Below are 23,472 nucleotides of genomic sequence, written 5' to 3' on the forward strand. Positions count from 1 at the left end.
GAGAAGCGAGTGACCCGCGGGGCGACATGGTCCGGAAAAAAGACAGGAAACGCTTGACCTCACCGACCCCAATCAGAGAAGCCTGTTAGATTGTCGAGTACTTCCGGCCACAGCTCCGAAATGATCGCCGCCTCATAGATACGATCGATGGTACCGTCCTCGATCCCCAATCGGCTCATTCTAGCGTTGCACCTAAGTCGGGGAGTACCCACGGACTTCCTTCCTCAAAGAGTGCCATAGGCAGATCTAGGGTCGTCTCCGTTCAGCCGGACCGTCACCCCGGGTGGTTGGGATAGATCCTGGACATCACAGACATCAGTTCCGCCTGTCGGCTGGTCTCGGTCTTGGAAAATATGCTCTTCAGTTGATTGCGAACCGTCTCGCGCGCAAGCTTCAGCGTGTCCGCGATCGTCCCAATATCGTGCCCGGCGCTCAAGAGGCTTGCGACGCGCCCTTCTGCTGCCGTTAATCGGAGGGCGTTTCGCAGCCGGTCCGTGGAATGTAGAGGTCTTTCGTCGAGGTCCGACACGATGAGTATGGCGCTCGCATACTGGAACGCATCGGCTATGATCCCGATGCTGGGCAGCACGTCGACGAGCAGCGGGCGGCTGCCAGGCCTGGCGAGGGCGACCGGTCCAATATCCTTCAACGCCGTAGACGAACGCGTCCGCGTGGCGATTCCGATGACGCGCTGGAGGGCGATGTCGCTCTCGTGATGCATGGCGTGGAGGTGCCCGTTGGTGATCGAGAGCCCCGCGTGCAGCAGCTGGCTTGCCCTTGAATTGAGCTGCGCCACCTGGCCGCGCCAGTCCAGGAGGAACGCGGCGCTCGAGATGTCGAGGACGTTGAGGCTGACCTTGCCCCGCGAGGAGACCAGGCGCTCGGACAGTGCGATCAGCCGCCGAAAATGGGAAACCAGCGTCTCCAGATATCGCGCGTCATCCCGCGTGAACTGGCCCTGACCCTGGCCTTTCAGCATCGGCACGGCCCATGGCGCGCCCTCGACATTGCAGCCAATCATCGCGAAGCCGGGAAATCCGAAAGGCAGGTAGAGTTCGTTGTATTGCCGAAGGCGCCTTCGGTCCTCTTTCGTGGACAGGTCGTCTTCGATGACCACGGTTCTGCCCGCGTCAAGCAGGGGCAGTCCTCGTTCGGCCCGGTAGTGGTTGAGGAACCAGTTGTTCTTAATATACTCCTGCAAGAGGTCTCGGTAGTCGTGCGAGGCCGGCATTTCGAGCAGCGACCGATTGGGACTCCGAGGATCATTGCTGCTGCTGTCGGGGTTGCGCGGATAGAACATAACGCACGCAGCGTCGAGCGAGCGCGCCAGTCCGTGAAGGGCGTCAGGCCAGGTCTCGGGAGTCAGGATCGCCTCGTAGCAGGCGTCGACGGCCTTGTTTACCCGCTCCTGTTTCATGGCCACACCTTCGCGAATTTCCTTGCGATCATCGTGAGGTGACCGATTGCCCGGGTCCGTATCTTTGCGGATAGGCTCAAATCGGCGTTTCGGGACCGGGACTCGCGGGAACGCCCATCGGTTTCAATCCGCCAGCCATTGGCATGAGTCTCAATTGCGCGAGACGCCGAGCGTGCGCGCGGCAGGATCGGCAAAAGATCGTGGACATCGAAAGGCAACGCGCCGAGGCTTCCGGTGGCCTTCGCCGCCCGCTCCATCGCTTTATCCCGCCGGGTCGGATCAAGCGCTGCTTCGACCTGACAGTCTTGGATGACAGCAAAATCGAACGCTGGAGACACAAAACACCTCCCCCACAGACTGTTGCCTATGGCGCTACGGCAAATAATCCACCGAAAATCCCCAATTCGTATCCAGAATCGGTAGCCACTATCCAGAAAGGGTAGCCACTTTCAGTTGATAATTTGGCCAATACTACTCAGGGGTTGTCCCCTCAACCCCCATTAAGTATTTGAAGGTTGCGCCTTTTTTATTTTTCTGTCCAGCTTTTACATGCCTTTTATTCGGTTTAGGCCGCTCCATTTCCGGCGAGCGACTTACTGAAGTTAACTTCAGCGCCGGGTCTTTTTCCACTCATGACCCGTTTGGGTCATGAGCCATTCTGTCGGAGGAAGTACCCTCCTCTATTAGTCGGCCGGGACGAGAAGCTGAGCGCCATGATGGCTGCTCTGACGACATCCGGCCCAACAACAGAAGCTTTGCCGAGACTACTGAACCTAGCCCAGGTTGGGCTCCGGGGGGCGGCGAATGTCGAAGCTCACGGCCAACTTGCTTCTCCTGTTCGCCGCCGCTCTGTGGGGCTTCGGGAATGTGGCGCAAAAGACCGTGCTCGATCACCTCGATGCGCTGAGCGCCGTTGGCCTGCGCTGCCTGATTGGCGGACTGCTTGTGCTACCCTTCGCCCTGACCGAACGGCGAGTGCCTGCCGGCGCCGGCCATTTTTCCAGTCTGGTCCGGGTGGTCGCGCTGTTTGCCGTCTCCATCGTGCTCCAGCAGCTCTGCTATCTCGGCGCCACCGTCACGAATGCAAGCTTCCTGATCAGCACGGCAACGGTGATCACGCCCCTGGCCGCCTGGCTGCTCGCCGGCGAACGTCCAACGGCGGGTCTCATACTCGCCGCCGGATCGACCGTGATCGGCTGCCTGCTTCTGTCAGGCGGGATCGCCGGTTTCAGCGGCGGCGATCTCACCGCCATCCTGTCGGCCGGCTGCTATGCGCTCTGGACGGTCGAGCTTGGCCGACACATGCAGCCCCATGCGCGTCCGCTCACGGCCGCGGCCGCACAGTTCCTCGGCGTAGCAGCCTTCGCCCTTCCGCTCGGGGCGGTGCACGGCAACCTCTCATTCACAGCGGCTTCCGAAGCTGCCCCCGAACTCTTGGTGCTCGGGGTTTTCTCCACCGCGCTCGCCTTCGGCATACTGATTGCCGCCCTGCGCTTCACCTCCGCCAGCCATGCCGCCGTGATCGTCAGCGCCGAAAGCGTCTTCGGCGCCATGGCTGCGGCGATCTTCCTCGGCGAGCGGTCTTCTGCCGTCGGCGCGTTGGGCGCCGCGATCATTCTCGGCTCGATCCTTTCGGTCGCGATGTCGAACCGCATGCCGATGGCACGCCTGCCCTTGCGAACTGACCCCAGCGCTCTCGACGCCTTCGGAGCCGCCCCGGGGGGCTGGGGCACTCCTGCCACCGCCAATCCAGGTCACGAGGAGGCATTCCATGACCCTTCCCGGTAACGCCCTCACTAATCCTGCCAGCCGTGGTCGGGCGCGTCGAAAACGGTCTGTCTTTGAGCTGGGTAACATGGTCGGGCGCCATCATCAGGATTCGAGGTCCAGGTCTCACTCGGACCCGGGACAGCGGGCCAATTCATTGCTGAGACTGGCAACGCTCACAGCCGCGGCGTTTTGGTGTCCGACGGCACATAGTGCCAACGTCGATGGAGCGATGCTGAATGTAGACGTCGCGGTCGTGTTCGCCGTGGATTTCTCGTCGTCGATCGACCCCAGGACCGCCGACCTGCAACGCGAGGGCCATGCCGCAGCACTCACCTCGCCCGAGATCATCGGCGCCATCTCCGATAACTACCTTGGCTGCATCGGCGTGGCATATTTTGAATGGTCAAGCGTCGGCCACGCTCGCACCGTGCTGCCCTGGACCCGTATCTGCGGATTGGAAGATGCCAAGGCAGCCGCGGCGGTGATCAGAACGAGCGGCGACACCGGCTATATCCGTCGCGGCCGGGGCGGAACATCGGTTTCGGCGGCCATCGACGTTGGAAGCCTTCTGCTTGATCGGTTTCCGGGAAACGCGATGAGGAAGGTGATCGACATCTCCTCCAACGGCGAGAACAACGACGGGCTTCCCGTTCAGCCGAGCAGGCAGAACGCCATTGACAAGGGATACACGATCAACGCGATAGCGATTCCGCCGGACGAGGAGGATCCCAAGCAACCACTGGCAACCTACTTCGCCCGGTCCGTCATCGGCGGCTCCCAAGCTTTCGCCATATCGCTGACGGGGCCGCGCGATTACGCAGCTGCCCTTCGCCGCAAGCTGGTCATCGAGATCGGTATGAACGTGATAACATACAAACAGGGAGTAACTAGAGACTGGAACACGGGAGGATGAAATGATTGTCAAGCATTGTCTTTTGGTCGTCGCGGTCACGACGCTCTGCCTCGGATCTGCCCAGGCCCAGTCTGTGAAACAAGCCATCGAAGCCGCCAATGCCGAGTTCGTGAAGGCATACAACAGTAAGGATGCAGCCGGGGTCGCGTCGAAGTACGCGGATGATGCGGCCGCATTCCCGCCAGATATGGCGCGGGTCGACGGCCGTCAGAATATCCAGAAGCTATGGCAGGGCGCGATCGATATGGGCATATCGGAGCTCGCGCTCACCACGCTTGAAGTCCAGGAATGCCGAGATCTTGCATACGAGTCCGGGACTTTCTCCCTCAAGGCACCGGGCAAGGATTCGAAGCTGGTGGATACCGCCGGCAAGTATGTGGTGGTCTGGAAGAAAGGACCGGACGGCGGCTGGAAACTCTACCGGGACATATGGAACTTCGATCCCCGGATGTGAAGGTAGCCTTGGATGGCGGGCGCCTCATGGCCAATCAGAGACCCTCGCCAATTTCGTGGAGTACATTTGCAGCTCGGTACCGAGTCACCTGCCGGAGGAGCACATGGCGAAACTCACCATTGATCAATACCTGGCGGCGGCGGCGGCGCGGCTTGCCCATCTGACGCAGACCTATGCTATCGTTTTTTTCGCCAGTATCGCGACTATGTTCGCGATACTGGCGTACGCACCATCAGCGGGATTAGCCGCCAGGTTCGCGCTCGCGACGATTGTGGTCGCAATCACCGTTTATGGGGTCTTGGCAGCCAAGGCCGCCATGGATGACTTAAAGGCGATGCTGGACGATGCGGTCGACGACTTCTCGGGCAGTCGCTTCGGCGCTCACCTGAAGCGGATACCTACGGCGCTGTTCATCGGAGTAACCGTCATCCTCGTTCTCGCGATGGGGTGACGCAGTTGTGGGCGATCATTTCGGCCTGACTGGGCTGGGTCCCGACTGTGTGGCCTGCGGCCGCTGGCGGGGCGCGGGATAGGCCGACCTGACACCGGGAAATGGCAGCAAGAGCGTCAACAATGAAGCCCGGCCAATATCGACTTGAACAACCGAACTCGGGGCGCAAGTCCGGCCCATAGTTGGGGTGGCACGCTTATCCTTGGCCCGGTGTTCTCGCGCTATATCGATGAAACAGCCAGCCGATTCTGGCCAGCAACGATACCGCGGAAGAAACATAGAATGACTGGGCAAATCAGGAGCACGACGGCGCCGAAGTTCAGAGCGGCGCTCGCGGAGCCGATCGAGTTGGAAAGCTTTCCGCCGATCACCGATCCAACCGGGCTCCCGGCATAGAAACGCTGTGCGGTAGGCCCCGCAGGTGGCCTGTGCCGGCGCTCCCTGTAAGTTCAGTCACCGCCTCCATCGCGGCATTCCATCGGAAACGCCGTCTCCGCGAAGGCGGCGCCAATTGCGTCAACAGTAACCCAGCGCCCGCATCAATCCTCTCGAGCGAAATCCTAGCGGCATAGACCGGCGCCCGAGTTTTCTGTGCGCCGCTCTTGGATTCGTCCTGCACTGTGAGGTCCGAATTCTCTGGCGCGCGTTTTTTCTGCTCATGACCCAAATGGGTCATGAGCAGTCCCTACGAAGGGCTATCCTTTGAGCGAGAAGCTGAAGGGCGTTGCGCCCTCGGGAAGGCGAAGCCGCTCACAGACCAATTGGCAAAGGCTTTCTAGGAACAGTGCCTCGAATCGACGCGCTCGTGGGAGTCGACGGTCTCGGAAGACCGGACGGTCTGCCCAAGGATAATTGAGATGCAATACTTGTCTGCAGTTCTTGGCATGGGACTGTTGAGCACAGTTCCACTGATCGTGGGCCAGCCCGCGCCTGATGTTTCTCATGTCGAGAAGCCTTGCCCCTGCGAGACTCACGAGAAGTGGCTTCTCATGCCATCAGCCGATGAAGTCGACGTCGCGATCGTCCTCGCGGCCGATATGTCGGGATCCATCAGCCAGAGCGAGGCAGCTTTGGAGCGCGAGGGCTATGCATCCGCTTTGGAATCGGCCGACGTGCTGGAGGTGATCAAGGAGGGTCCACAAGGCAAGGTCGCCGTCACCTACCTCGAATGGTCGAGCGCGGGCACTTCGGAGACACGATTGGATTGGGCGATCCTGTCCGATGCGCATGACGCGTCTTTCATCGCGCACGCCATTCGAAAGAAGTCCGAACGGCAACGCGCCGGTCCGCACGGTTCGAAAACTTCGATCTCATACGCCATCGACGTATCGGCCGACGCCTTCGACAAACTACCCCTCAGGGCGTCGCGCAGGGTCATCGACATCTCCGGTGACGGAACGAACAATGACGGACCTCCAATAGAGGATAGCCGCCGGAGAGCGCTTCAGAAAGCGATCGTGATCAACGGCCTGCCAATTGGTTACGACGTTGAACTTGGCGAGACTATTCCGGAATATTACGAGCGGCACGTTATCGGAGGACCGGGCTCCTTCATGGTTACCGCCAACAGCGCCGCCGAATTTCGGCAGGCAATCACATATAAGCTAGCGAGAGAAGTGGCATTCCTCTCAAGCGGGGCTCGTCCCGGACTTGTCGGCCGCGCGGGCGGTCTGCAACAGATCGAGACCTATCAGCGGCGACACCCTGCGGGAGCGGTGATGTCTACGGCGTTCGATTTTGCGGCGTCGAAACCCGCACTTGACCCGACCCGATTCTTCCTTCGCGCACGAGGAGCGGCAACAGACGAGGACCGACGGCTCCCGCAGACAAGAAACCGAACAAAGCCGATGATATCACACGAGATTGAGGGAGGAGATTATGAAATACCTCGTAAATTGGAACGAGCGGCCACAGGGATCGGCGATTGAATACGAGAACGTCCAAAAGCGCATCCTGAAGATCTTTCAGCACTGGGAAATACCCAGCGAAATCAAGGTACATGCCTTCGTGGTGCGGGTTGGCGAATGGGGTGGCAGCATGCTGTTCGAGGCAGATGACCCGCTGCTAATGCACAAAATGTGTTCGATCTTCCCGGCATTCCAATTCGAAGTGCATCAGGTCATCGACGTTCAGGACGCGGTTCGCGTCGAGATGGAAGCTATCAAATGGCGGGATGAACTTCCTTCGTGAGGTGGAGCATTCGCATCCTGCCCGTCATTTCGGACATGGGATTCTGCAAGCTCGGACCAACCGAGTTAGCGCAACTCGTCTGGGTTTGTCCTCAACGCCTACTCGGTATCAGTAGACCATTTCGCTTTAGATAGCGCGTTCGGCTTCCGCCGCGCAGCAATCACAGCGTCACCGGCAAATGGCAAAGCACCCCTCCGAAAATGGTCGAGCGTTCTTTGCCACAGGGCCGGTAACCAGAAAGTTTGCAATTGACCCGCCATGTCACACCCCCAATCAGCTGCCTGTCGCCGCTGGCCGAGACGGATCGTTTCTTGGCGTTCACCACGGGCGAAGAAATGCGAAAGGCTGGTATCCGGTTGACGGTCGGAAAAGCGCGCTTGCGCCAGTTGCGCGGTCCTCATTAGACGGTTTCGAGCCGGCTGAACCGAACGGGGATGAGCTTCCGAGTCTTGAGTTGCCCTGCCACATCCTTGTCGATAACAGTCAGAAACTGTGCGTCTTCAGACGCCAAAGGCAGAACCAGGCGTCCCCCTGGCTTGAGCTGGTTCAGCAAAGCCGGCGGCGTCCGCTCAGCCGCCACGCTAACCAGGATCTTGTCGAATGGGGCGTGCTCGGGCCAGCCGCGAGACCCGTCTCCGACACGAATGGCGACATTGGAGAAGCCAAGGCCCTGCAGCAGAGTCTCGGCATGGCTTGCGAATTCCTCGATGATTTCGACGCTCCAAACTTGTCCGGCGAGTTCCGCGAGGATTGCGGCTTGGTAGCCCAGGCCAGTTCCGATCTCGAGCACTGCCTGGTGCGGTTGGGGAGCAAGGAGATCGGTCATCAGAGCGACAATGAAGGGCTGCGAGACGGTCTTGTCGAAGCCGATCGGCAGCGGCATGTCCTGATAGGCATAAGGCGCGACCGGGGCTGGCACGAAGAGATGCCGCGGGACCCGCCGCATCGATGCCATCACCCGCTCATCGAGCGTTGCCTTGCCGAGTTCTTCGCTTGCAAGGTCGGCATGGATCGCAATCATCTCGACCATGTGCCTGCGTAAAATCGCAAGGTGCTCTTCGGTCATCGGTTTCATGACGGTGGGGCTTTCTCCAACCAGTCTGCTGCCAAGTACAGTCTACCACTGTCGCGAATCGAAAGGCGATCCTCGGTGTGCGCTCGAAGTGGCGGGCCCGGGCCTGGAAGCAGGAAGGCTGACGCTCCGCAGAGGCCAGTGCCGCCGCCGAGATTCTCGGCGCGGACATCGAGTTCTTCGACGCCGACGACTAAATCCACATGTCACAGGCCGATTGGCGAATGTGGTGCAAGTTTCTTGTCGCTGAGAGTAAAGCCGGTTCTTCTGTCGTGCAGAAGATCTCCCCTGGCAAACAGCGCGGAGCATAAGGGCTGTCCCGACAATAGTGCCAGTCTCCGTGGGGAACGCACGACAGTGGCTAGAGCTGCATCGTTGATCGCGACCTGCTGTAGGTGTGGAGCCTCAACAGGTAGCCCGTCAATTTGTGAACATCGACGACATAAGTTCGTAATATGGCTCCTATGTCATGGGAGTGAACGCCTTGCGGCGTCCGCGCCCAAAGCAGCTGCTTGCGGCGGTGAGCGAGGCGCCGGTTCCCGCATCGTGTCGTCGGCAAAAAAGCGACGTTCCGCTCTTTGCTTTCACGTCCGGTACGCCGACAAGTCCGGCGGTCAAAAATCGACCAGCGGCGTGTCCACGATCTGGTGCTCGAACAGCAGCCAGAACGGCGATCCCCGGGATTCGGAGTACCAATGCTCAAAAATCGCAAGGGCCACGCCGATATTGGTGGCGGGTTCGTCCTCGGGCGGCTTCGCGGCCTGGAACAGCGCAAGCGCAACTGGGCCAAAATGCGTGATCGCTTCCGTGCGCGCCTCGCTGTCCACACTCCAGCCGAGCCGCAAGCGCAGGACGGCCAAAGCGCTGGCAACGGCGATCTCCTCACTTTCGGCCGAGGCCACGGCGTCCGAGATCGCCTGCATGAGGTTGAGCCGCCTGAAGGCGAAAGCGCGCTCCTGTTCCAGAACCGCGATCTGATTGGCCGCTTGTCGCCTGAAGCTTGCCTCGGTTGTCCTGGCGGTCTCAGCCGTCGTTTTCAGGTCATTCAGATAGGAAGCCGTCGGGTTCATCTTGGCTCACCAGGATGGCGGAAGAGAGTGGGAGTCGAACCCACCAGAGACCGACTCGCGGCCCCTCCCGGATTTGAAGTCCGGACGCCCCACCGGGGGCGATGCTCCTCCAGAAATTTGCACCGTCGGCGGCTCACCCTCGCCTGTCAGGCGGAACAGGTCCAGCTTGCGCCTGTTCAGGCGGCGCAAGTCTCCCCGCCGCAGCGTCACGCCGTGCCGATCGAGAAATTCGAGGATAAGGATGGCGACCTTGCGTCCGCTGCCCACGCGATCGCGAAATTGAGCAGCGGTGAACTCGTCTGTGGGCATCGACGCAGCGAGGTCGCGCGCGATCTCCACGATCTGCGCCAACGCCTCGCGCTGGAAGAAGTGGTCATGAGCGACCTCATGGACCTTCCCCATGCGGCCGGCAAGCTTCAGAAGCCGCCGGATTTCCGTCTCCGGCGCGCCCAGCACCTCGGCAATATCCCACACTCTCGGCGGATGGAACCGTTCGGGTCCGCCGATGAGAGGCTGGATTTGCAGCCAGAAAGTTTCATCCTTTGCCGTCAGGTGCGCCTCATGACCGGGCAGCCGCACCCAGGCGCCATCCAAGGCAACTTCTCCAGCATGCGAAAGGCTCCGCAGAACTGCCGTGAAAGCGGGCGCCTGCAGACGTGGATCAAGCCCAATACGCAGTCTCTCCATTCCTACGCCCGGCAAATCCGGATTGTCGGCATGGAAGGCCTCCAGGGTCGCGGCCAAGTCGCGCTTGAATCGCAACCAGCGCTCCGGCGACAGCACGAGAAGCATCTCTCCCACGGCAAAACGAACAAGCCCGAGTTGATCGATCAGGCCTTCCGTCTCGCGGTCACTAAGCGCCCTGTCGCGCGCGAAACCCTTCAGGTCGAAATAGTGGGGCGGCGCATCAAGGAGTGCGGCGGCGGCCAGTTCGGGCGCCAACAGCGCATGGGCATCGAGTTGGATCAGCCGTTCCGGTGCGCGGCGTTTGCGGCTGGGCGCCCGCAGATCGAGAAAATGTCCGCCGCCGATGGTTCGCTGCGCGGAGGTGTCGCGCACCACGTAAACGTCGCCGGCAGCGGCCGCGATCGGACTGTCCAGCACCAATTGAACTTTGGCCGTGCCGCCAGGCCCGATCGGTTCGTCTGCGAGGAGTACGATGCGTGCCCCAACGTCCGTCGCGGCATGGTGGAGCCGGACCGGAAACCATTGGCCGATCGGCTTGCGTTCATCCGGCAGAACGCGAAGGCGTGCATCAATCCGGTCCGTCGGCGCGTGAAGCTTCGGATCGACGATCACGTCGCCGCGCCGGATCGCCTCCTTGAAAACCCTTTCGCCGGTCAGATTGAGCGCGCAGCGGTCTCCGGCCCGACCACGTTCAGCCGGCCGGTTCTGGGCGTGGATCGATCGAACCCGCGCAAGCAATCCCGACGGGCTTACGACCACGTTGTCTCCAATACCGAGAGAACCCGAAAGCACGGTGCCGGTCACGACGGTGCCCACGCCGCGCAGCGTGAACGAGCGGTCCACCGCTAATCGAAAACGGCCCGAAACTGCACGCCGGGCAAGATGCGACGCCTCCTCGAACAAGAGATACCTCAGTTCATCGATACCTTCGCCTGTAACGACCGAGACGGGAATCAGGTGGGCCTCGGCAAGCATCGTCCCGGCAAGCACCGAGCGGATATCACTCGCTACCGCATTGCGATGCTCGGGACCGGCCAGATCGCATTTGGTAAGCAGGACGGCGCCGCGCTTGACACCGAGCAGATCGATGATGGCGAGGTGCTCCCGGGTTTGCGGCATGACGCCGTCATCGGCAGCCACCACGAGCAACACGAAGTCGATGCCGCTGGCGCCGGCGAGCATCGTGTGTACGAAACGCTCGTGCCCGGGAACATCGACGAAACCGATGCTATCCCCACCCGGCACCGGCAAATAGGCGAAGCCGAGATCGATAGTCATGCCGCGTGTCTTTTCGTCCTGCAAACGATCGGTGTTTATACCGGTCAGCGCATGCACCAGCGCGGTTTTGCCATGATCGACATGTCCCGCCGTGCCTACGATCATGATGTGGTCTCCGGCAACGGCACGGCGGCGCGACGCTCGGCCTCGGCGGCATCGCCCGCGCTCAATTCGGCCCGCACCGCAGCCAGATAGCGGCGGGCAAGGGCGCTGCCGCCAGCCTCGGCACGCAGGAGCCAAGCCAGCGCCTCGACCGCGTCGGGCGGCACGCCCGTGCCAAGATGGCAGGCGGCGCCGAGCATTGCCTGCCCTTCGCCGTCTCCTCGCATGGCAGCACGACGCCACCAGCAGACAGCCTCGTGCGGATCGCGCGGCACACCGAGCGCATTGTGATAAAGCATGCCAATCCGGGTCATCGCGGATGCGATGCCCCGATCGGCCGCGGCAAGCGCCCAGCGTCGCGCCTCGCCGGCATCGGGAGCCATCACTTCGCCCTCCAGCAGCATCCAGCTCAGCATGTCCTGCGCCGGTCCGTCGCCAGTTTCCGCTGCAGCCCGATAGAGTTCCGCCGCCCGGCGAAAGTCCTGCTGAACGCCTTCGCCGCGGAAATAAAGCGACGCCAGGTTCCTTTGCCCGACAGGATCTCCTGCCTCGGCGGCGAGCGCCAGCCAGCGAAACGCCATATCCGCGTCACGCTCGACGCCGAGCCCTTCGGCGAAGCAGGCGCCTATATTGTTCTGAGCGCGGGCGACGCCCTGGTGAGCCAGCGGTTCCCATATGGAGAGAGCCACGGCATGATCGCCTCGCCGAGCGGCTTCGAGGGCCTCGGTCATGCGTGCGGCCATAGGCGTCTCGGCTGGGCGGCGCGAAAGGCGGTCAAGCCAGCGCATCGGTTCCTCCCAGATTTAAGCCGGCTAGATTGGCGACGAAGTTCGCCTCGTCTTCCAGGCAGCGCAAATCGAGCACGAGCGCCTGGCTTTCGATGCGCCCGATCACCGGGACGCCCAGCCCGCGCAGCGCAGCCGCAAGCGCTTCGAGCGCCCGGCTGCTCCCTGAGCGCGGCTTGAGAGCAAGCCCAGCGCTTGGCACAGTTTCGAGCGGCAGCGCGCCGGATCCGACTTGGCTCCGGCACTCCACCTTGTCGACCGCAAAGGCTTCGCCCACGGCGTCAGCAACCAGGGGAACAAGGCGCTTTGCCTGCGCTGCAATCTCCCTCACCGGGCGCGCCAGCAGCCTTAGCGTCGGCAGGCGCTCGGCCAGGCGGTCGGGGTCGCGGTAGAGCTTCAACGTCGCCTCGAGCGCGGCCAAACGAAGCTTGTCGACCCTGAGCGCCCGCTTCATCGGGTTGCGGCTGATCGCTGCGAGCAGGTCCCTGCAGCCGACGATGAAACCCGCCTGCGGACCGCCAAGCAGCTTGTCGCCGGAGAATGTGACGAGATCGGCGCCTTCGGCGACCGCCTCGCGCACGGTCGTCTCGCGCCCAAGGCCGTAGCGGGCTAGATCGACCAGCGTGCCCGAACCGAGATCATGGACCAGCGGTATCCCATGCTCCTTGGCGATTGAAGCGAGCTCGGGTGCCCGGATCTCGGACGTGAACCCTTCGACCCGATAGTTCGATGTGTGCACCTTGAGGATGAGCCCGGTCTCCGGGCCGATCGCCGCGACGTAGTCTTTGCGATGCGTGCGATTGGTGGTGCCGACCTCGACAAGCCTGGCGCCGGCGCGCGTCATGATCTCGGGCATCCGGAAAGAGCCGCCGATCTCGATCAACTCGCCTCGCGAAACGATCGCTTCGCGACCGAGCGCCAGCGTGTTGAGGACGAGAAGGACGGCAGCCGCATTGTTGTTGACGACGGTTGCATCCTCGGCTCCGGTCAGCTCGCAAACGAGCGATCGAAGATGATCGTCCCGTTCGCCGCGCTCGCCTTTCTCGACATCGAATTCGAGAGCCACCGCTTCGCGCATCGCCAGCCGAACAGCCTCGACTGCCTCTTTCGCGAGGAGAGCTCGTCCGAGATTGGTATGCAGCACCGTTCCGGTCAGGTTGAAAACGGGACGCAGGGAAGAGCGTTCGCCGTCCCTGAGCTGCACGAGCGCGTCGCCGGCAACATCGTTCGCCTCCGGCACGACGGCTCCGGCATTGCGGGAGGCCATTCGTGCATCGGCGAGGGCTCGGCGAATGGCCTCCGTCGCGGCCCGCCGCCCGAAGCGCTCGATTGCGGCCGCCGCCAGCGGTGTCCTCAGCACGTGGTCGACCGACGGGAGATTGCGCAAAGGGTTTGCGGATGAAGCGGTCATCGTATCCTCAATAGCCAACAAGGAACGGATTGAACGATCCGCGGCGATGGCCGCCCTCGCGGACGAGCAGGTCGAGGCCGAGCGTCGCCACGTCGTCGGCGACCGGATCGAGAGCCGGATCCTTGTATTGGTACAGGATCTTTACATAGCAGCCGCATGCATCGCAGGTCTCGGCTTTGACCGTGCCAGGACCTCCCTCGATTTCCTGATAGCCTATCCCCTTGGTCGAGCCGCACAGCGTACATTTGATGCGGACGTGGTTCCACAATGTTCCACACAGCGCGCAGGCGCAGAACCGCGCCCCGTGTGCGCCGTGCCAACCGACGATGATCGAGGATACGGGCGGCCCGCCGCAGGCCGGACAGGCGCCGTCGGCAACCGGAACGAGCTTCGAGCTGTCGAGACATGCCGCGAGGCGGGCGAAGTGAACCTGCAGCGCGGCCGCGACATAGATATGCTCGGCAAGCGCTTTGATTGGGATTGCATCGGCGAGCACATTGCGCACCATGGAATCGACCCCGGACGCATCGATGTTTGCCAGCCTGCCCAAGGCGGCTGCGGCCGCTTCGGGTTTTTCGATCGTGGCTGCCACTTCGAACAGGCGGCCGAGCGTCATTCCAAGGGCGGCATCCGAAGTGAATTGGTTGCGATCGAGCGGCGGCATACCAAAGATTCGTGCGCGCTCGCGCGCCTCCGCGGTCGGCAATTCGATCTCCGGCAAGCCGTCCTGGATGCGGTGCTGCGCATCCGTCAGTGCAGCGAGGAAGCGGAGATAGGGGCCGAGCTGGTGGTCATCCGCCAACACAATCAATCGTTCGGAGCGGCGAATGAACAAGGTCCGCGGATCAGGCACGCGCGCAAAGGGTGGGGCCGAGACTTCGCCGATTACAGTCGGGTCAGGGCGTGACGGATCTTGTTGCCTTGGCATTTCAACCTCACGAACCTCACGGGCCACGTGGTCGGCTTGATACTGCTCCAGAGCAATTCCACGAAAAGTGTATACCGGTTTTCCGTCCGGAATTGCGTAAAAACAAATACCTGGTCATTCGGCGGGATTCGATCCCGAACGTCCGTTCGGCTTGCCTGCGATCAGTTCACGCAGCCATTTGCGATGATGCCGCCACGCCCAGCCGCCGGTCACCCGTCCGCGCGTCATGGCGGGAATGGTGCCGCGTACCCAGATGGCCGAGTAGAAATGAATAATCCAGACGCCGATGATCGCCACGGCAGCGATCGAATGAACAAGCAGCGCTACCCGCTGCTGGCCGATCGTGGTGTAAGCGGCGAAATATTGTTGCCAGATGACGACGCCGCTCGAAATCAGGATGATGATGAGGATCGACATTGACCAGAAGACGAGCTTCTGGCCGGCGTTGTACTTGCCGACTTCGGGGACGTTGTCCTCGTGATTGGACAATACGTCACGGAAACGGGCGAGCCACGTTCCGTCCTCGGGCATCCACAAATTGGCCTTCCAGAACCGAAGGAAAAGCCCAAGGAAGCTAACGAAGAGCAAGACGCCGATCCATGGGTGAATGAAGCGCGTGAACTGGCCGCCGCCAAACAGCCGCGACAGGAAGAACAGGCTCGGGTGAAACATGGCAAGGCCGGACAAGGCGAGCAGGATCAGGCTGGCCGCCGTGATCCAATGGTTGATCCGCGCGCCCACCGTGTAGCGGTCCACGATGACTGGCTTGCCGGGATGTACTTGCTCGTTCGACTTCACGTCATGCGCGGCCATCGTTATTGCCTTCCGTCAGCTCTTCGGCGTGCTCCTCATCCGTCTCGGAGACCCGGTTCGGTCCCATGACCAGATGGTGAAGCAGGCCGACGCCGGCCGCCACGCCGAGAATGGTGAGGCCGGCATATTTGGTCACGCCCTTCCACGCCTCCACCAGCGGACTGATCTTCGGCTCCTTCGGCAGACCAGAATAGAGTTCCGGCTGGTCGGCATGGTGCAGCACATACATCACATGCGTCCCTCCGACGCCGGGTGGATCGTAGAGGCCGGCATTCGAATAGCCGCGCGATTTCAGGTCCTTGATGCGGCCGTCGGCGTGCTGTTTCATCTCGTCTTTCGTGCCGAACACGATCGCCTGGGTCGGGCAGGCCTTGGCGCAGGCTGGTCCCTGGCCGACAGCCACGCGGTCGGAGCAGAGCGTGCATTTGTAGGCCGTGTGATCGACTTTGGAGATGCGCGGAATGTTGAAGGGGCAACCCTTGATGCAATAGCCGCAGCCGATGCAGTTCTCATGGACGAAATCGACGATGCCGTTCGAGTACTGCACTATGGCGCCCGGCGCCGGACAAGCCTTGAGGCAGCCCGGATCAGCGCAGTGCATACAGCCATCCTTGCGGATCAGCCATTCGAGTTCGTTGGTCTCGGGATTGTCCCATTCGCTGTAGCGCATCAGGGTGAACATGTCCGGCGTGAGATCGGCAGGATTCTCATAGACGCCGGCATTGAGGCCGATCTCCGGATGCGTGTCGTTCCATTCGATGCAGGCCGTCTGGCATGCCTTGCAGCCGATGCATTTCGAAACATCGATGAGCTTGGCGACTTCCGTCAATTGCTGCTCGGGCGCGGGAACCGTCGAGGCAGAGCGGCGGATGAGGGCCTTGTCGGAAAAACGCGGTGCGGTATCCGTCGTCGAAGGATTTGGAAGTGGAGGAAACATCGCTTACTCCTCCTACGCTACCGGCCCGGCGACGGGCTCGATGTTGACAAGGAACGCCTTGTATTCCGGCGTCTCGATGTTGGCGTCGCCGACAAAGGGGGTGAGCATGTTGGGGCCAAAGCCCTTCTTCGCCGCTCCCGTGAAGCCCCAGTGCAGTGGTATTCCGACGATGTGGACGGTCTTGCCATCACAGGTGAGCGGCCTGATCCTTTTGGTCACCATGGCCTTCGCCACAACGGAACCGCGCTTCGACCAGACGCGCACCCAGCCGCCTTTGGTGATGCCTTTCTCGGCCGCAAGCTGTTCCGAAATTTCCACGAAAAACTCCGGCTGCATCACCGCATTGGTGATGACGTGCTTGGTCCAGAAGTGGAAATGCTCGGTCAGTCGGTAGGAGGTCGCCGCGTAGGGAAACTCCTGCGAAGCCGATTCGGCGAACTGGGCCATATCGCCTTCGAATACACGCGCTGCGGGGTTGCCGCGGACTTTGGGAGCTATCGGGTTCGCGATGGGCGACTCGAATGGCTCGTAGTGCGCCGGGAATGGTCCGTCGCGCATCATGCCTCGGGTAAAGAGGCGCGAGACGCCTTCCGGATTCATGATGAACGGGCCTACTTGATCGGGCTTTGCCGTTGGCAAGATGTCGGGGACATCGTAGCCTGACCATTTCGTGCCGTCCCATTCAATCACCTTGCGGCTTGGATCCCAAGCCTTTCCGGTGAGGTCAGCCGACGCCCTGTTGTAGAGAATGCGACGGTTGGCAGGCCATGAGAACGCCCATTTGGAATAGGCGCCGGTTTCGTCAGGATCGGTGGTGTCCCGCCTGGCCATGTTGTTGCCGTTCTCGTTGAAGCAGCCGGAATAGATCCAGCAGCCGCAGGAGGTGGAGCCGTCGTCGCGCAGCGCGGCGAAGCCCGGCAAGAGCTTTCCGGCCTCGGCCAGCACCTTTGTCGGGTCGGCCGTGTCGGTTACCCTGGCGAGCGCCCTGCCATTGATCTCCTGGGCAAGCTCCTCGGCCTTCGGATCGCCGGGATCGGCATAAGGCCAGTTGAGCTTAACGATCGGATCCGCGAAGGCGCCACCTTCCTTGGTGTAGAGCTCCTTCAGGCGCAGATAGAGCTGTGCCATAATCCAGGTATCGCGTTTGGCCTCGCCGGGCGGCGTGCCGCCGGCCCAATGCCACTGCAGCCAGCGCCCCGAATTGACCAGCGAGCCGTCGTCCTCGGCGAAGCAGGTGGAGGGAAGCTGGTAGACTTCCGTCTGAATCTGCGACGGATCGACATCGTTGTACGGCCCGTGGTTCTCCCAGAACCGGCCCGTCTCGGTGTCCAACGGATCCATGATGACGAGGTATTTGAGCTTCGAGAGGGACTCGATCACCTTCTGCTTGTTCGGAGCTGCCTGTAGCGGGTTGAAGCCCTGGCAGAAATAGCCGTTCATCTTGCCCTGGTGCATCAACTCGAAAGCCCGCAGCAGATCGTAGCCCGGCAGGTCGAGCTTCGGCAGGTAGTCATAGGCGAAGCCGTTCTCCGGCGTTGCGGCGTTGCCCCACATTGACTTTTGGAAGCTTACGAAGAACTTCCTGTAGTTCTGCCAGTAGCTCATCTGGTTCGGCCGGAGCGGCTTGAAGCCTCGGGTCGACATGTAGGCTGCCAGATCGACCTCCTTCTCGGTCGGCAGCGTCAGATAACCGGGCAGCAGGTTCGACATCAGCCCGAGGTCGGTCAGCCCCTGGATATTGGAGTGACCGCGAAGCGCGTTCATGCCGCCGCCGCGTATACCAATGTTGCCGAGAACAAGCTGCAGCATCGCCATGGCGCGGATGTTCTGCGAGCCCTTCGAGTGCTGGGTCCAGCCGAGCGCGTACATCGAGGTCATCGCCTTGGTCGGAGACGACGTCTCGGCGACCATCGCGGCCACCTTCAGGAACCGGTCCTTCGGTGTGCCGCAGATGCGCTCGACCATCTCCGGCGTGTAGACCGCGACATGCTTCTTGAGCAGATTCCAGACGCAGCGGGGATTGGCCAATGTCGCGTCGACAACGGCGAAGCCGTCCGGGCCTATGTCATAGTCCCAACTGGACTTGTCATAGTCTCGCTTCGCCTCGTTATAGCCGGAGAAGAGGCCGTCCTGATAGGTGAAGCCCTCCTTGACGACATACGTCGCGTTAGTGAAGGCCTTCAGATAGTCCCATTGCACCTTATCGTTCTGGATGCAGTAGTTGATCAGCCCGAGCAGGAAGGCGATATCCGTTCCCTGGCGGATCGGCGCGTAAACATCCGACACCGAAGCCGAGCGCGTAAAGCGCGGGTCGACGACGATGAGCTTGGCGCCGCGGTTGGCCTTCGCCTCTGTGACCCATTTGAAGCCGCAAGGATGCGCTTCCGCGGCATTGCCGCCCATGATGACGACGAGATCCGTGTTCTTGATGTCGGTCCAGGAATTGGTCATTGCGCCGCGGCCGAATGTTGGGGCGAGACTCGCCACCGTCGGGCCGTGTCAGACACGTGCCTGGTTGTCGAACACCAGCATGCCCGCGCTGCGGACCACCTTGTAGGTCGCGAACGCGGTTTCATTGGTCGAAGCCGAGGCGGCGAGGAAGCCGGTGGTGATCCACCGGTTGACCGTCACGCCGTCATTGTTCATCGCGACGAAGTTCTTGTCGCGATCGTCCTTCATAAGGCGGGCGATGCGGCCGAGCGCGTCTTCCCAGCTTATCGGCTCGAACTTGTCCGAGCCGGGTCTGCGGATCATCGGATGTTGCAGACGGGTCGGCGACTTGACAAATCCGAGCAGGGCCGACCCTTTGGGGCACAAGGTGCCGCGATTGGTCGGATGATCAGTGTCCCCCTCGATATGGGTGATCTCGGCCGGCTCGCCCTTTCTGAGATCGCCCTTCGAATACAAGATTATGCCGCAAGCCACCGAGCAGTATGGACAGGTGTTGCGTGTTTCGGTGGTGTTCGCGAGCTTGAACGGCCGTATAGCCGCCGCGTGTGCGGCCTCGCTATCGCCGAAGCCGAGAGCTCCAAGCGAAGTACCGGCGACACCCGCGCCTGCTGTTTGCAGGAACGCGCGTCGAGAAAGATTGATGTTCATGGGTTCCTCCCGAAGCCGATGCCCCACAAGGCAACTCGAACCAACGGTCAATCCGACTAACTAGTGTCGGACCAAATAAAATCAATGCCAAGGAACAAGGCGCGTACGGTGCAGCAAAAGTGCCCCTCCGAACCGCCTTCCTGCAACAGGTTTGTGCCCGCAAATCGGCATTGTGACCGCGACTGCGATTGACGAAAATGAACGCATTGCCATAGAGTAAGGCGTGGCGATGAAACAGCTCCCGCGGGTCGGGGCGCCTTTCGATCGATACCCAATGACGGCGATGCCTCGCACGCCGGATAGGGCCCATGGCTTTCCTAACTCAACGAAATCCGCAGAGAGCAAGCGTGCTCCAAACGTGCCGTGCGTTGGGCGATCGTATTTTCCATTCCGGTTGACTTTGATCCCCACTAAAGCGTGCTAGCAGAGGAGGCTAGACGATCATGGCAATCGCCCTCTCGCCTGAAATCACCAAAGCGCCCGTTGTGCGCCTGACCAGCCTCGCCCATGGCGGCGGTTGCGGCTGCAAGCTGGCGCCGTCAGTGCTGCAGCAGCTTCTCGCCGATCCGGCGGCTGCCAGCCCCTATCATCAACTTCTCGTCGGCACGGAGACCGGGGACGATGCGGCAGTTTGGCAACTCGACAGCGCGACTTGCGTCATTGCGACCACCGACTTCTTCATGCCTATGGTAGATGACCCCTACGATTTTGGTCGGATTGCCGCGACCAACGCCCTGTCCGATATCTATGCGATGGGTGGCCGGCCGATCATGGCGTTGGCTATTCTCGGCATGCCTCTCGACAAGATCCCGACGGTCATGGTCCGCGAAATCCTCAGAGGTGGCGAAGCTGTCTGCGCCGACGCCGGAATCCCGGTTGCCGGCGGCCACTCAATCGACTCGCCGGAGCCGATTTACGGCCTTGCAGTCATCGGCACCTGCCGACCCGAGGACATCCGACGCAATTCTGACGCCAGACCGGGCGACGCCTTGATCCTGACGAAAGGGCTCGGCGTCGGCATCTATTCCGCCGCCATCAAGAAGCAGGCGCTTTCCGAGAGCGGCTATCGCGAAATGATCGCCTCCACCACCCTTCTCAACCGGATCGGATCGGAACTGGCGCAGGAGGCGAGCGTCCACGCCGTAACCGACGTGACCGGATTTGGCTTGCTCGGACATGCCCTCGAGATGGCACGCGGTTCCGGGTGCACGCTCATAATTTGCAGCCACGACGTGCCGCTCTTTTCCGAAGCTGCCTCGCTCACGGTCGACGGCCACGTTACCGGCGCATCGCGGCGCAACTGGGCGAGTTATGGCGACGCGATAAGCTTACCTCCCGGCATGCCCGACTGGCGACGCCATCTTCTCACGGATCCACAGACTTCGGGCGGGTTGCTGGTTGCTTGCGAGACCGACCGCGCAGCGGCGCTCGTTGAGAGGATCGTCGCGGACGGCTATCCTTCGGCTCGCATCATCGGCCATGCCAGGCCCGGCGCGCCGACAATAGTAGTAGAGGCCTGAACGGCCGCTCCGCTTCCCGCCAGATGACGGGGTGCGCCCTCCAGTTCGCGGCACTCCACCTCCTGCCACCACTGGATCGGCAGGCAAAGACGCCGCCTGTCCCGTCCACGCTGGATTGGCGGCGAACGCTGCAGAAACATCAGCTCCTCTATCCGGAGAATCGTTCCACTTGGCCATGCGTTCGGAACGCGTGCTCGACATGGTCTCACCCGTGAACCACCGCGACGTGACGCTCATCGCGATGTCGCGGGCGCCCCGCGGCGACCGATCCCCGCTCCCACCCGAAAGCTTATCACCGCTGTTCAGTGTCGATGTCCAAGCGGCGGTCGCGTCTATCGGCGGAGTACCGAATCGGCCGGGCGCAGGAGCGGTTGGTCCGCGACGGCTGTCGGCGCAGACGGCGGCCGGCTATGTCGAATATGACGAGGCGGGCGACAGCTTCTACCTCAGCCCCGAGCAGGAGCAGGTCTTCGTCAACGAGGACAGCCCCGCCTTCATAGCCGGTGCGTTCGAGGTCGTCTTGGCGCTGTGGCTCGACGAGGAGAAGGTGCGGCAGGCCTTCCGCACCGGCAAGGGACTGGGCTGGCACGACCACAGCGCCTGCCTGTTTCGCGGCACCGAACGCTTCTTCCGGACAAGCTACAACGCCAATCTGATCGGCTCCTGGTTGCCGGCGCTCGATGACGTAATCGAGAAGCTGGAGCGGGGCATAGGCGAAGTCGGTGAAATGGTGGCCATAGCCGCCCAGCGAATTTCTATCGCTCTACCAGCACACCGATTGACATGACGAAGCTAACTATTGGCAGCACTTTGACCGTGTAGCTCTGGACCTCGGTGGTTCCGTTGGCAATGAATTCTCGACATGCAATCTCCTGCATGAAGGCGTCCTCCCCGTGGGGACCGACCTACCGATGAGAAAAGATGGACCGATCAGTTGTTTTTACCGGACGAGCAGTCTGTATCGGTACAAATGGAATTTAATCCCTGTGTCAAAGTCGAGACTCGGGCGAAGCGATCAGTTCAGTTGTTGGCGGTAAGTGGATCGATGACTTGTGTGATCTCGGTGATGGCCGCAATCGGGATCCCACTCAGCTCCGAGTGCCTGCGGATTGCCGCTTCATCCTTGGCCAGGTAGACACAAAACGTCTTGTCCGCGGCCACGTAGCTGTGTTGCCATTGGATTCCAGGACCGACCTTGTCGATGGCTTGGTTGGAGGCACGAGCTGCGCCGCAAAGCTCCACAATCGACATTGCACCGATACCGGGAATGTCTCGTTCGATGACAAACCGTTTCATCTGCGACATCTTTAAAACGCCTCCGCGAATTACCACCAGGTCATTGTCCTCCAAGGGCGCGCTAAAGCAATCCAAATGTTCTTTACGAGTCTAAAGCTAACCTTTACCAATGGTGGATGATTCCGACGCATCTCAAATCGCTGCAGGCACTGGAGCTTGCCATGCGGACCGGCTCTCTGACGGCGGCGGGAAAGCTACTGGGGATTACAACGGCGGCCGTCGGGCAAAGGATCAAGACGCTAGAAGAGCATCTCGGCTTCGACCTTCTTGTGCGCGCAAGGTCCGGCATTCGCTTGACGCCGGAACTTTCAGCTGCCCTCCCGCACATTGCGGCAGCGTTCAGGGAATTGGAAACGGCCGCGCACCTTCTTGATTTCCAGAGAGGGCTCGAAATCCATGTCCTGGCGAACACAGATTGGGCCGAGCTATGGCTGAAAACACGGCTCTCGGAATTCAAAGCAGCGAACCCGAACATCCTATTCTGCGTCAACGGCGTGGGCGACGTGCCTCTGCGACTGGGACAGGCCGATTGCGAGGTCTGGTTCGGCGAACCACGCGGAGGGTACGGCGAGGAGATGCTATTTCGAGACTATCTGCTTCCCGTCGCATCGCCAGAAAATACCAAGCGTGTGTCGAGTTTGGACGCAGCGGAACGTCTTGAGGGATTTCCCCTGCTCCATCTCAATTGCTACCGGACAGACCCTGTCGCCATCGGCTGGCCGGAGTGGATCAGCGCACACGGCTACAGGAAGACTGCTGCGGAACGGGGCATCCGCTATGCCCATGTCCTCCAAGCACTTGAGGCGGTATTTTCCGATGCCGGGATGCTGATCTGTGGCCTAGCTCTGGTTCAGAGCCAGTTGGAGAGCGGGATAATCTCTTTGCCGTTTGCAATATCCCAGGGGGCATGGACAGAGCATGCATATTACGCGGCTTTCCGCGAAAGCGCCGTTCGCCGGACGCAAGTTGCCGCATTCCGCTCTTGGCTCCTGGAAAAAAGCAGCGAAACAACTGGGCATCTGGAGAAACTGTTGGCGCGAGATTAATCGTTCAAGCCCGGTCTTCGGAGAGCATCCACAAATCTGATGTCCCGATGAGCCGACCCTGCCCGACAAGGCGCGGATGTCCGGTCGCCAGGCCGGCCAGGCAGGGAACGCTCCGCTGGCAAAGCGAGAATGGGGGCCGCATCACCCGCCATTGCTTCTGACGATAAGCCGGAAAGTTGGGGTTCTAAGCCGGAGTTCATAGTGGATGGTGAACTGAATGGTGGGCCCGGAGG

Annotated in this window: 20 protein-coding genes, 1 tRNA gene and 1 pseudogene; 9 read left to right on the forward strand and 13 right to left on the reverse strand. The window is 61.3% G+C overall.

Going from position 1 to position 23,472, the window contains the following annotated elements:
• Positions 1-274 precede the first annotated feature (274 nt).
• Both NKI20_RS30190 and NKI20_RS30195 read right to left on the reverse strand, forming a co-directional pair.
• Complete coding sequence (locus NKI20_RS30190) at positions 275-1,417, reverse strand: helix-turn-helix transcriptional regulator (protein WP_352735054.1); 1,143 nt, start codon at positions 1,415-1,417, stop codon at positions 275-277.
• Complete coding sequence (locus tag NKI20_RS30195) at positions 1,414-1,755, reverse strand: hypothetical protein (RefSeq protein ID WP_352735055.1); 342 nt, start codon at positions 1,753-1,755, stop codon at positions 1,414-1,416. Before NKI20_RS30195 ends, NKI20_RS30190 begins: the two co-directional genes overlap by 4 nt.
• Positions 1,756-2,221: 466 nt before the next feature.
• Between NKI20_RS30195 and NKI20_RS30200 the strand changes: the two genes are divergently transcribed.
• From NKI20_RS30200 to NKI20_RS30225, 6 genes are all read left to right on the forward strand, one after another.
• Complete coding sequence (locus NKI20_RS30200; protein WP_352837424.1) at positions 2,222-3,205, forward strand: DMT family transporter; 984 nt, start codon at positions 2,222-2,224, stop codon at positions 3,203-3,205.
• A gap of 211 nt (positions 3,206-3,416) precedes the next feature.
• Positions 3,417-4,100 (forward strand): DUF1194 domain-containing protein, encoded by a 684-nt coding sequence (locus tag NKI20_RS30205; RefSeq protein ID WP_352837427.1) that lies wholly within the window; start codon positions 3,417-3,419, stop codon positions 4,098-4,100.
• A 1-nt stretch (position 4,101) separates the two neighbouring features.
• Complete coding sequence (locus NKI20_RS30210; RefSeq protein WP_352837430.1) at positions 4,102-4,554, forward strand: YybH family protein; 453 nt, start codon at positions 4,102-4,104, stop codon at positions 4,552-4,554.
• Positions 4,555-4,657: 103 nt separating this feature from the next.
• Complete coding sequence (locus NKI20_RS30215) at positions 4,658-5,005, forward strand: hypothetical protein (protein WP_352837433.1); 348 nt, start codon at positions 4,658-4,660, stop codon at positions 5,003-5,005.
• Between the two features lie 857 nt (positions 5,006-5,862).
• Positions 5,863-6,933, forward strand: coding sequence for a DUF1194 domain-containing protein (locus NKI20_RS30220; protein WP_352837436.1), 1,071 nt, complete (start codon positions 5,863-5,865; stop codon positions 6,931-6,933).
• The gene (locus NKI20_RS30225) at positions 6,884-7,195 is read left to right on the forward strand and encodes a DUF3303 domain-containing protein (protein WP_352735069.1); all 312 of its coding nucleotides are present in this window, start codon (positions 6,884-6,886) and stop codon (positions 7,193-7,195) included. Before NKI20_RS30220 ends, NKI20_RS30225 begins: the two co-directional genes overlap by 50 nt.
• Positions 7,196-7,595: 400 nt before the next feature.
• Here the strand turns inward: NKI20_RS30225 and NKI20_RS30230 are convergent, their stop codons facing one another.
• The 10 genes and pseudogenes from NKI20_RS30230 to fdnG all read right to left on the reverse strand — a co-directional run bounded on the left by NKI20_RS30230 (position 7,596) and on the right by fdnG (position 19,377).
• Complete coding sequence (locus NKI20_RS30230; RefSeq protein WP_352837440.1) at positions 7,596-8,270, reverse strand: protein-L-isoaspartate(D-aspartate) O-methyltransferase; 675 nt, start codon at positions 8,268-8,270, stop codon at positions 7,596-7,598.
• Positions 8,271-8,881: 611 nt separating this feature from the next.
• A complete protein-coding gene (locus tag NKI20_RS30235) occupies positions 8,882-9,190 on the reverse strand; it encodes a hypothetical protein (protein WP_352837443.1) in 309 nt (102 codons plus the stop codon).
• A gap of 162 nt (positions 9,191-9,352) precedes the next feature.
• A tRNA-Sec gene (locus tag NKI20_RS30240) sits at positions 9,353-9,448 on the reverse strand.
• A gap of 123 nt (positions 9,449-9,571) precedes the next feature.
• Positions 9,572-11,407: pseudogene (gene selB, locus NKI20_RS30245) on the reverse strand (selenocysteine-specific translation elongation factor); the annotation flags it as partial.
• The gene (locus tag NKI20_RS30250) at positions 11,404-12,192 is read right to left on the reverse strand and encodes a tetratricopeptide repeat protein (RefSeq protein ID WP_352837447.1); all 789 of its coding nucleotides are present in this window, start codon (positions 12,190-12,192) and stop codon (positions 11,404-11,406) included. The pseudogene selB and the gene NKI20_RS30250, both read right to left, overlap by 4 nt.
• Complete coding sequence (gene selA, locus NKI20_RS30255) at positions 12,179-13,600, reverse strand: L-seryl-tRNA(Sec) selenium transferase (RefSeq protein ID WP_352837450.1); 1,422 nt, start codon at positions 13,598-13,600, stop codon at positions 12,179-12,181. The genes NKI20_RS30250 and selA overlap by 14 nt, the downstream gene beginning before the upstream one ends.
• 7 nt (positions 13,601-13,607) lie before the next feature.
• On the reverse strand, positions 13,608-14,528 hold the full coding sequence (fdhE, locus tag NKI20_RS30260) for a formate dehydrogenase accessory protein FdhE (RefSeq protein WP_352837453.1): 921 nt from the start codon (positions 14,526-14,528) through the stop codon (positions 13,608-13,610).
• A gap of 114 nt (positions 14,529-14,642) precedes the next feature.
• Positions 14,643-15,341, reverse strand: coding sequence for a formate dehydrogenase subunit gamma (locus NKI20_RS30265; RefSeq protein ID WP_352608796.1), 699 nt, complete (start codon positions 15,339-15,341; stop codon positions 14,643-14,645).
• A complete protein-coding gene (fdxH, locus tag NKI20_RS30270; RefSeq protein WP_352837456.1) occupies positions 15,328-16,278 on the reverse strand; it encodes a formate dehydrogenase subunit beta in 951 nt (316 codons plus the stop codon). The genes NKI20_RS30265 and fdxH overlap by 14 nt, the downstream gene beginning before the upstream one ends.
• Positions 16,279-16,290: 12 nt before the next feature.
• On the reverse strand, positions 16,291-19,377 hold the full coding sequence (gene fdnG, locus NKI20_RS30275; protein ID WP_352837459.1) for a formate dehydrogenase-N subunit alpha: 3,087 nt from the start codon (positions 19,375-19,377) through the stop codon (positions 16,291-16,293).
• 443 nt (positions 19,378-19,820) lie between these two features.
• Here fdnG and selD point away from each other — a divergent pair, with 443 nt between their 5' ends.
• The gene (selD, locus tag NKI20_RS30280) at positions 19,821-20,897 is read left to right on the forward strand and encodes a selenide, water dikinase SelD (RefSeq protein ID WP_352837462.1); all 1,077 of its coding nucleotides are present in this window, start codon (positions 19,821-19,823) and stop codon (positions 20,895-20,897) included.
• Positions 20,898-21,066: 169 nt separating this feature from the next.
• Positions 21,067-21,684 (forward strand): hypothetical protein, encoded by a 618-nt coding sequence (locus NKI20_RS33830; RefSeq protein WP_502898176.1) that lies wholly within the window; start codon positions 21,067-21,069, stop codon positions 21,682-21,684.
• Between the two features lie 233 nt (positions 21,685-21,917).
• On the opposite strand, the gene NKI20_RS30290 is transcribed toward NKI20_RS33830, so the two are convergent.
• A complete protein-coding gene (locus NKI20_RS30290; protein ID WP_352607946.1) occupies positions 21,918-22,202 on the reverse strand; it encodes a DUF4242 domain-containing protein in 285 nt (94 codons plus the stop codon).
• A gap of 107 nt (positions 22,203-22,309) precedes the next feature.
• Between NKI20_RS30290 and NKI20_RS30295 the strand changes: the two genes are divergently transcribed.
• Entirely contained in the window at positions 22,310-23,239 is a 930-nt protein-coding gene (locus NKI20_RS30295) for a LysR family transcriptional regulator (protein WP_352837465.1), read from the forward strand.
• Positions 23,240-23,472: the final 233 nt, after the last annotated feature.

The sequence above is a fragment of the Mesorhizobium sp. M0830 genome, assembly GCF_040319965.1.
Classification (GTDB): domain Bacteria; phylum Pseudomonadota; class Alphaproteobacteria; order Rhizobiales; family Rhizobiaceae; genus Mesorhizobium.

Excerpts from the sequence above, each read along its gene's own strand:
- NKI20_RS30250 (WP_352837447.1), bottom strand. The coding sequence starts at position 12,192 with ATGCGCTGGCTTGACCGCCTTTCGCGCCGCCCAGCCGAGACGCCTATG.
- NKI20_RS30230 (WP_352837440.1), bottom strand. The coding sequence starts at position 8,270 with ATGAAACCGATGACCGAAGAGCACCTTGCGATTTTACGCAGGCACATG.
- NKI20_RS30190 (WP_352735054.1), bottom strand. The coding sequence starts at position 1,417 with ATGAAACAGGAGCGGGTAAACAAGGCCGTCGACGCCTGCTACGAGGCG.
- NKI20_RS30215 (WP_352837433.1), top strand. The coding sequence starts at position 4,658 with ATGGCGAAACTCACCATTGATCAATACCTGGCGGCGGCGGCGGCGCGG.
- NKI20_RS30265 (WP_352608796.1), bottom strand. The coding sequence starts at position 15,341 with ATGGCCGCGCATGACGTGAAGTCGAACGAGCAAGTACATCCCGGCAAG.
- fdxH (WP_352837456.1), bottom strand. The coding sequence starts at position 16,278 with ATGTTTCCTCCACTTCCAAATCCTTCGACGACGGATACCGCACCGCGT.
- NKI20_RS30210 (WP_352837430.1), top strand. The coding sequence starts at position 4,102 with ATGATTGTCAAGCATTGTCTTTTGGTCGTCGCGGTCACGACGCTCTGC.
- NKI20_RS30290 (WP_352607946.1), bottom strand. The coding sequence starts at position 22,202 with ATGTCGCAGATGAAACGGTTTGTCATCGAACGAGACATTCCCGGTATC.
- NKI20_RS30225 (WP_352735069.1), top strand. The coding sequence starts at position 6,884 with ATGAAATACCTCGTAAATTGGAACGAGCGGCCACAGGGATCGGCGATT.
- fdhE (WP_352837453.1), bottom strand. The coding sequence starts at position 14,528 with ATGCCAAGGCAACAAGATCCGTCACGCCCTGACCCGACTGTAATCGGC.
- NKI20_RS30235 (WP_352837443.1), bottom strand. The coding sequence starts at position 9,190 with ATGCAGGCGATCTCGGACGCCGTGGCCTCGGCCGAAAGTGAGGAGATC.
- selA (WP_352837450.1), bottom strand. The coding sequence starts at position 13,600 with ATGACCGCTTCATCCGCAAACCCTTTGCGCAATCTCCCGTCGGTCGAC.
- selD (WP_352837462.1), top strand. The coding sequence starts at position 19,821 with ATGGCAATCGCCCTCTCGCCTGAAATCACCAAAGCGCCCGTTGTGCGC.
- NKI20_RS30205 (WP_352837427.1), top strand. The coding sequence starts at position 3,417 with ATGCTGAATGTAGACGTCGCGGTCGTGTTCGCCGTGGATTTCTCGTCG.
- NKI20_RS30200 (WP_352837424.1), top strand. The coding sequence starts at position 2,222 with ATGTCGAAGCTCACGGCCAACTTGCTTCTCCTGTTCGCCGCCGCTCTG.
- NKI20_RS30295 (WP_352837465.1), top strand. The coding sequence starts at position 22,310 with ATGATTCCGACGCATCTCAAATCGCTGCAGGCACTGGAGCTTGCCATG.
- NKI20_RS30220 (WP_352837436.1), top strand. The coding sequence starts at position 5,863 with ATGCAATACTTGTCTGCAGTTCTTGGCATGGGACTGTTGAGCACAGTT.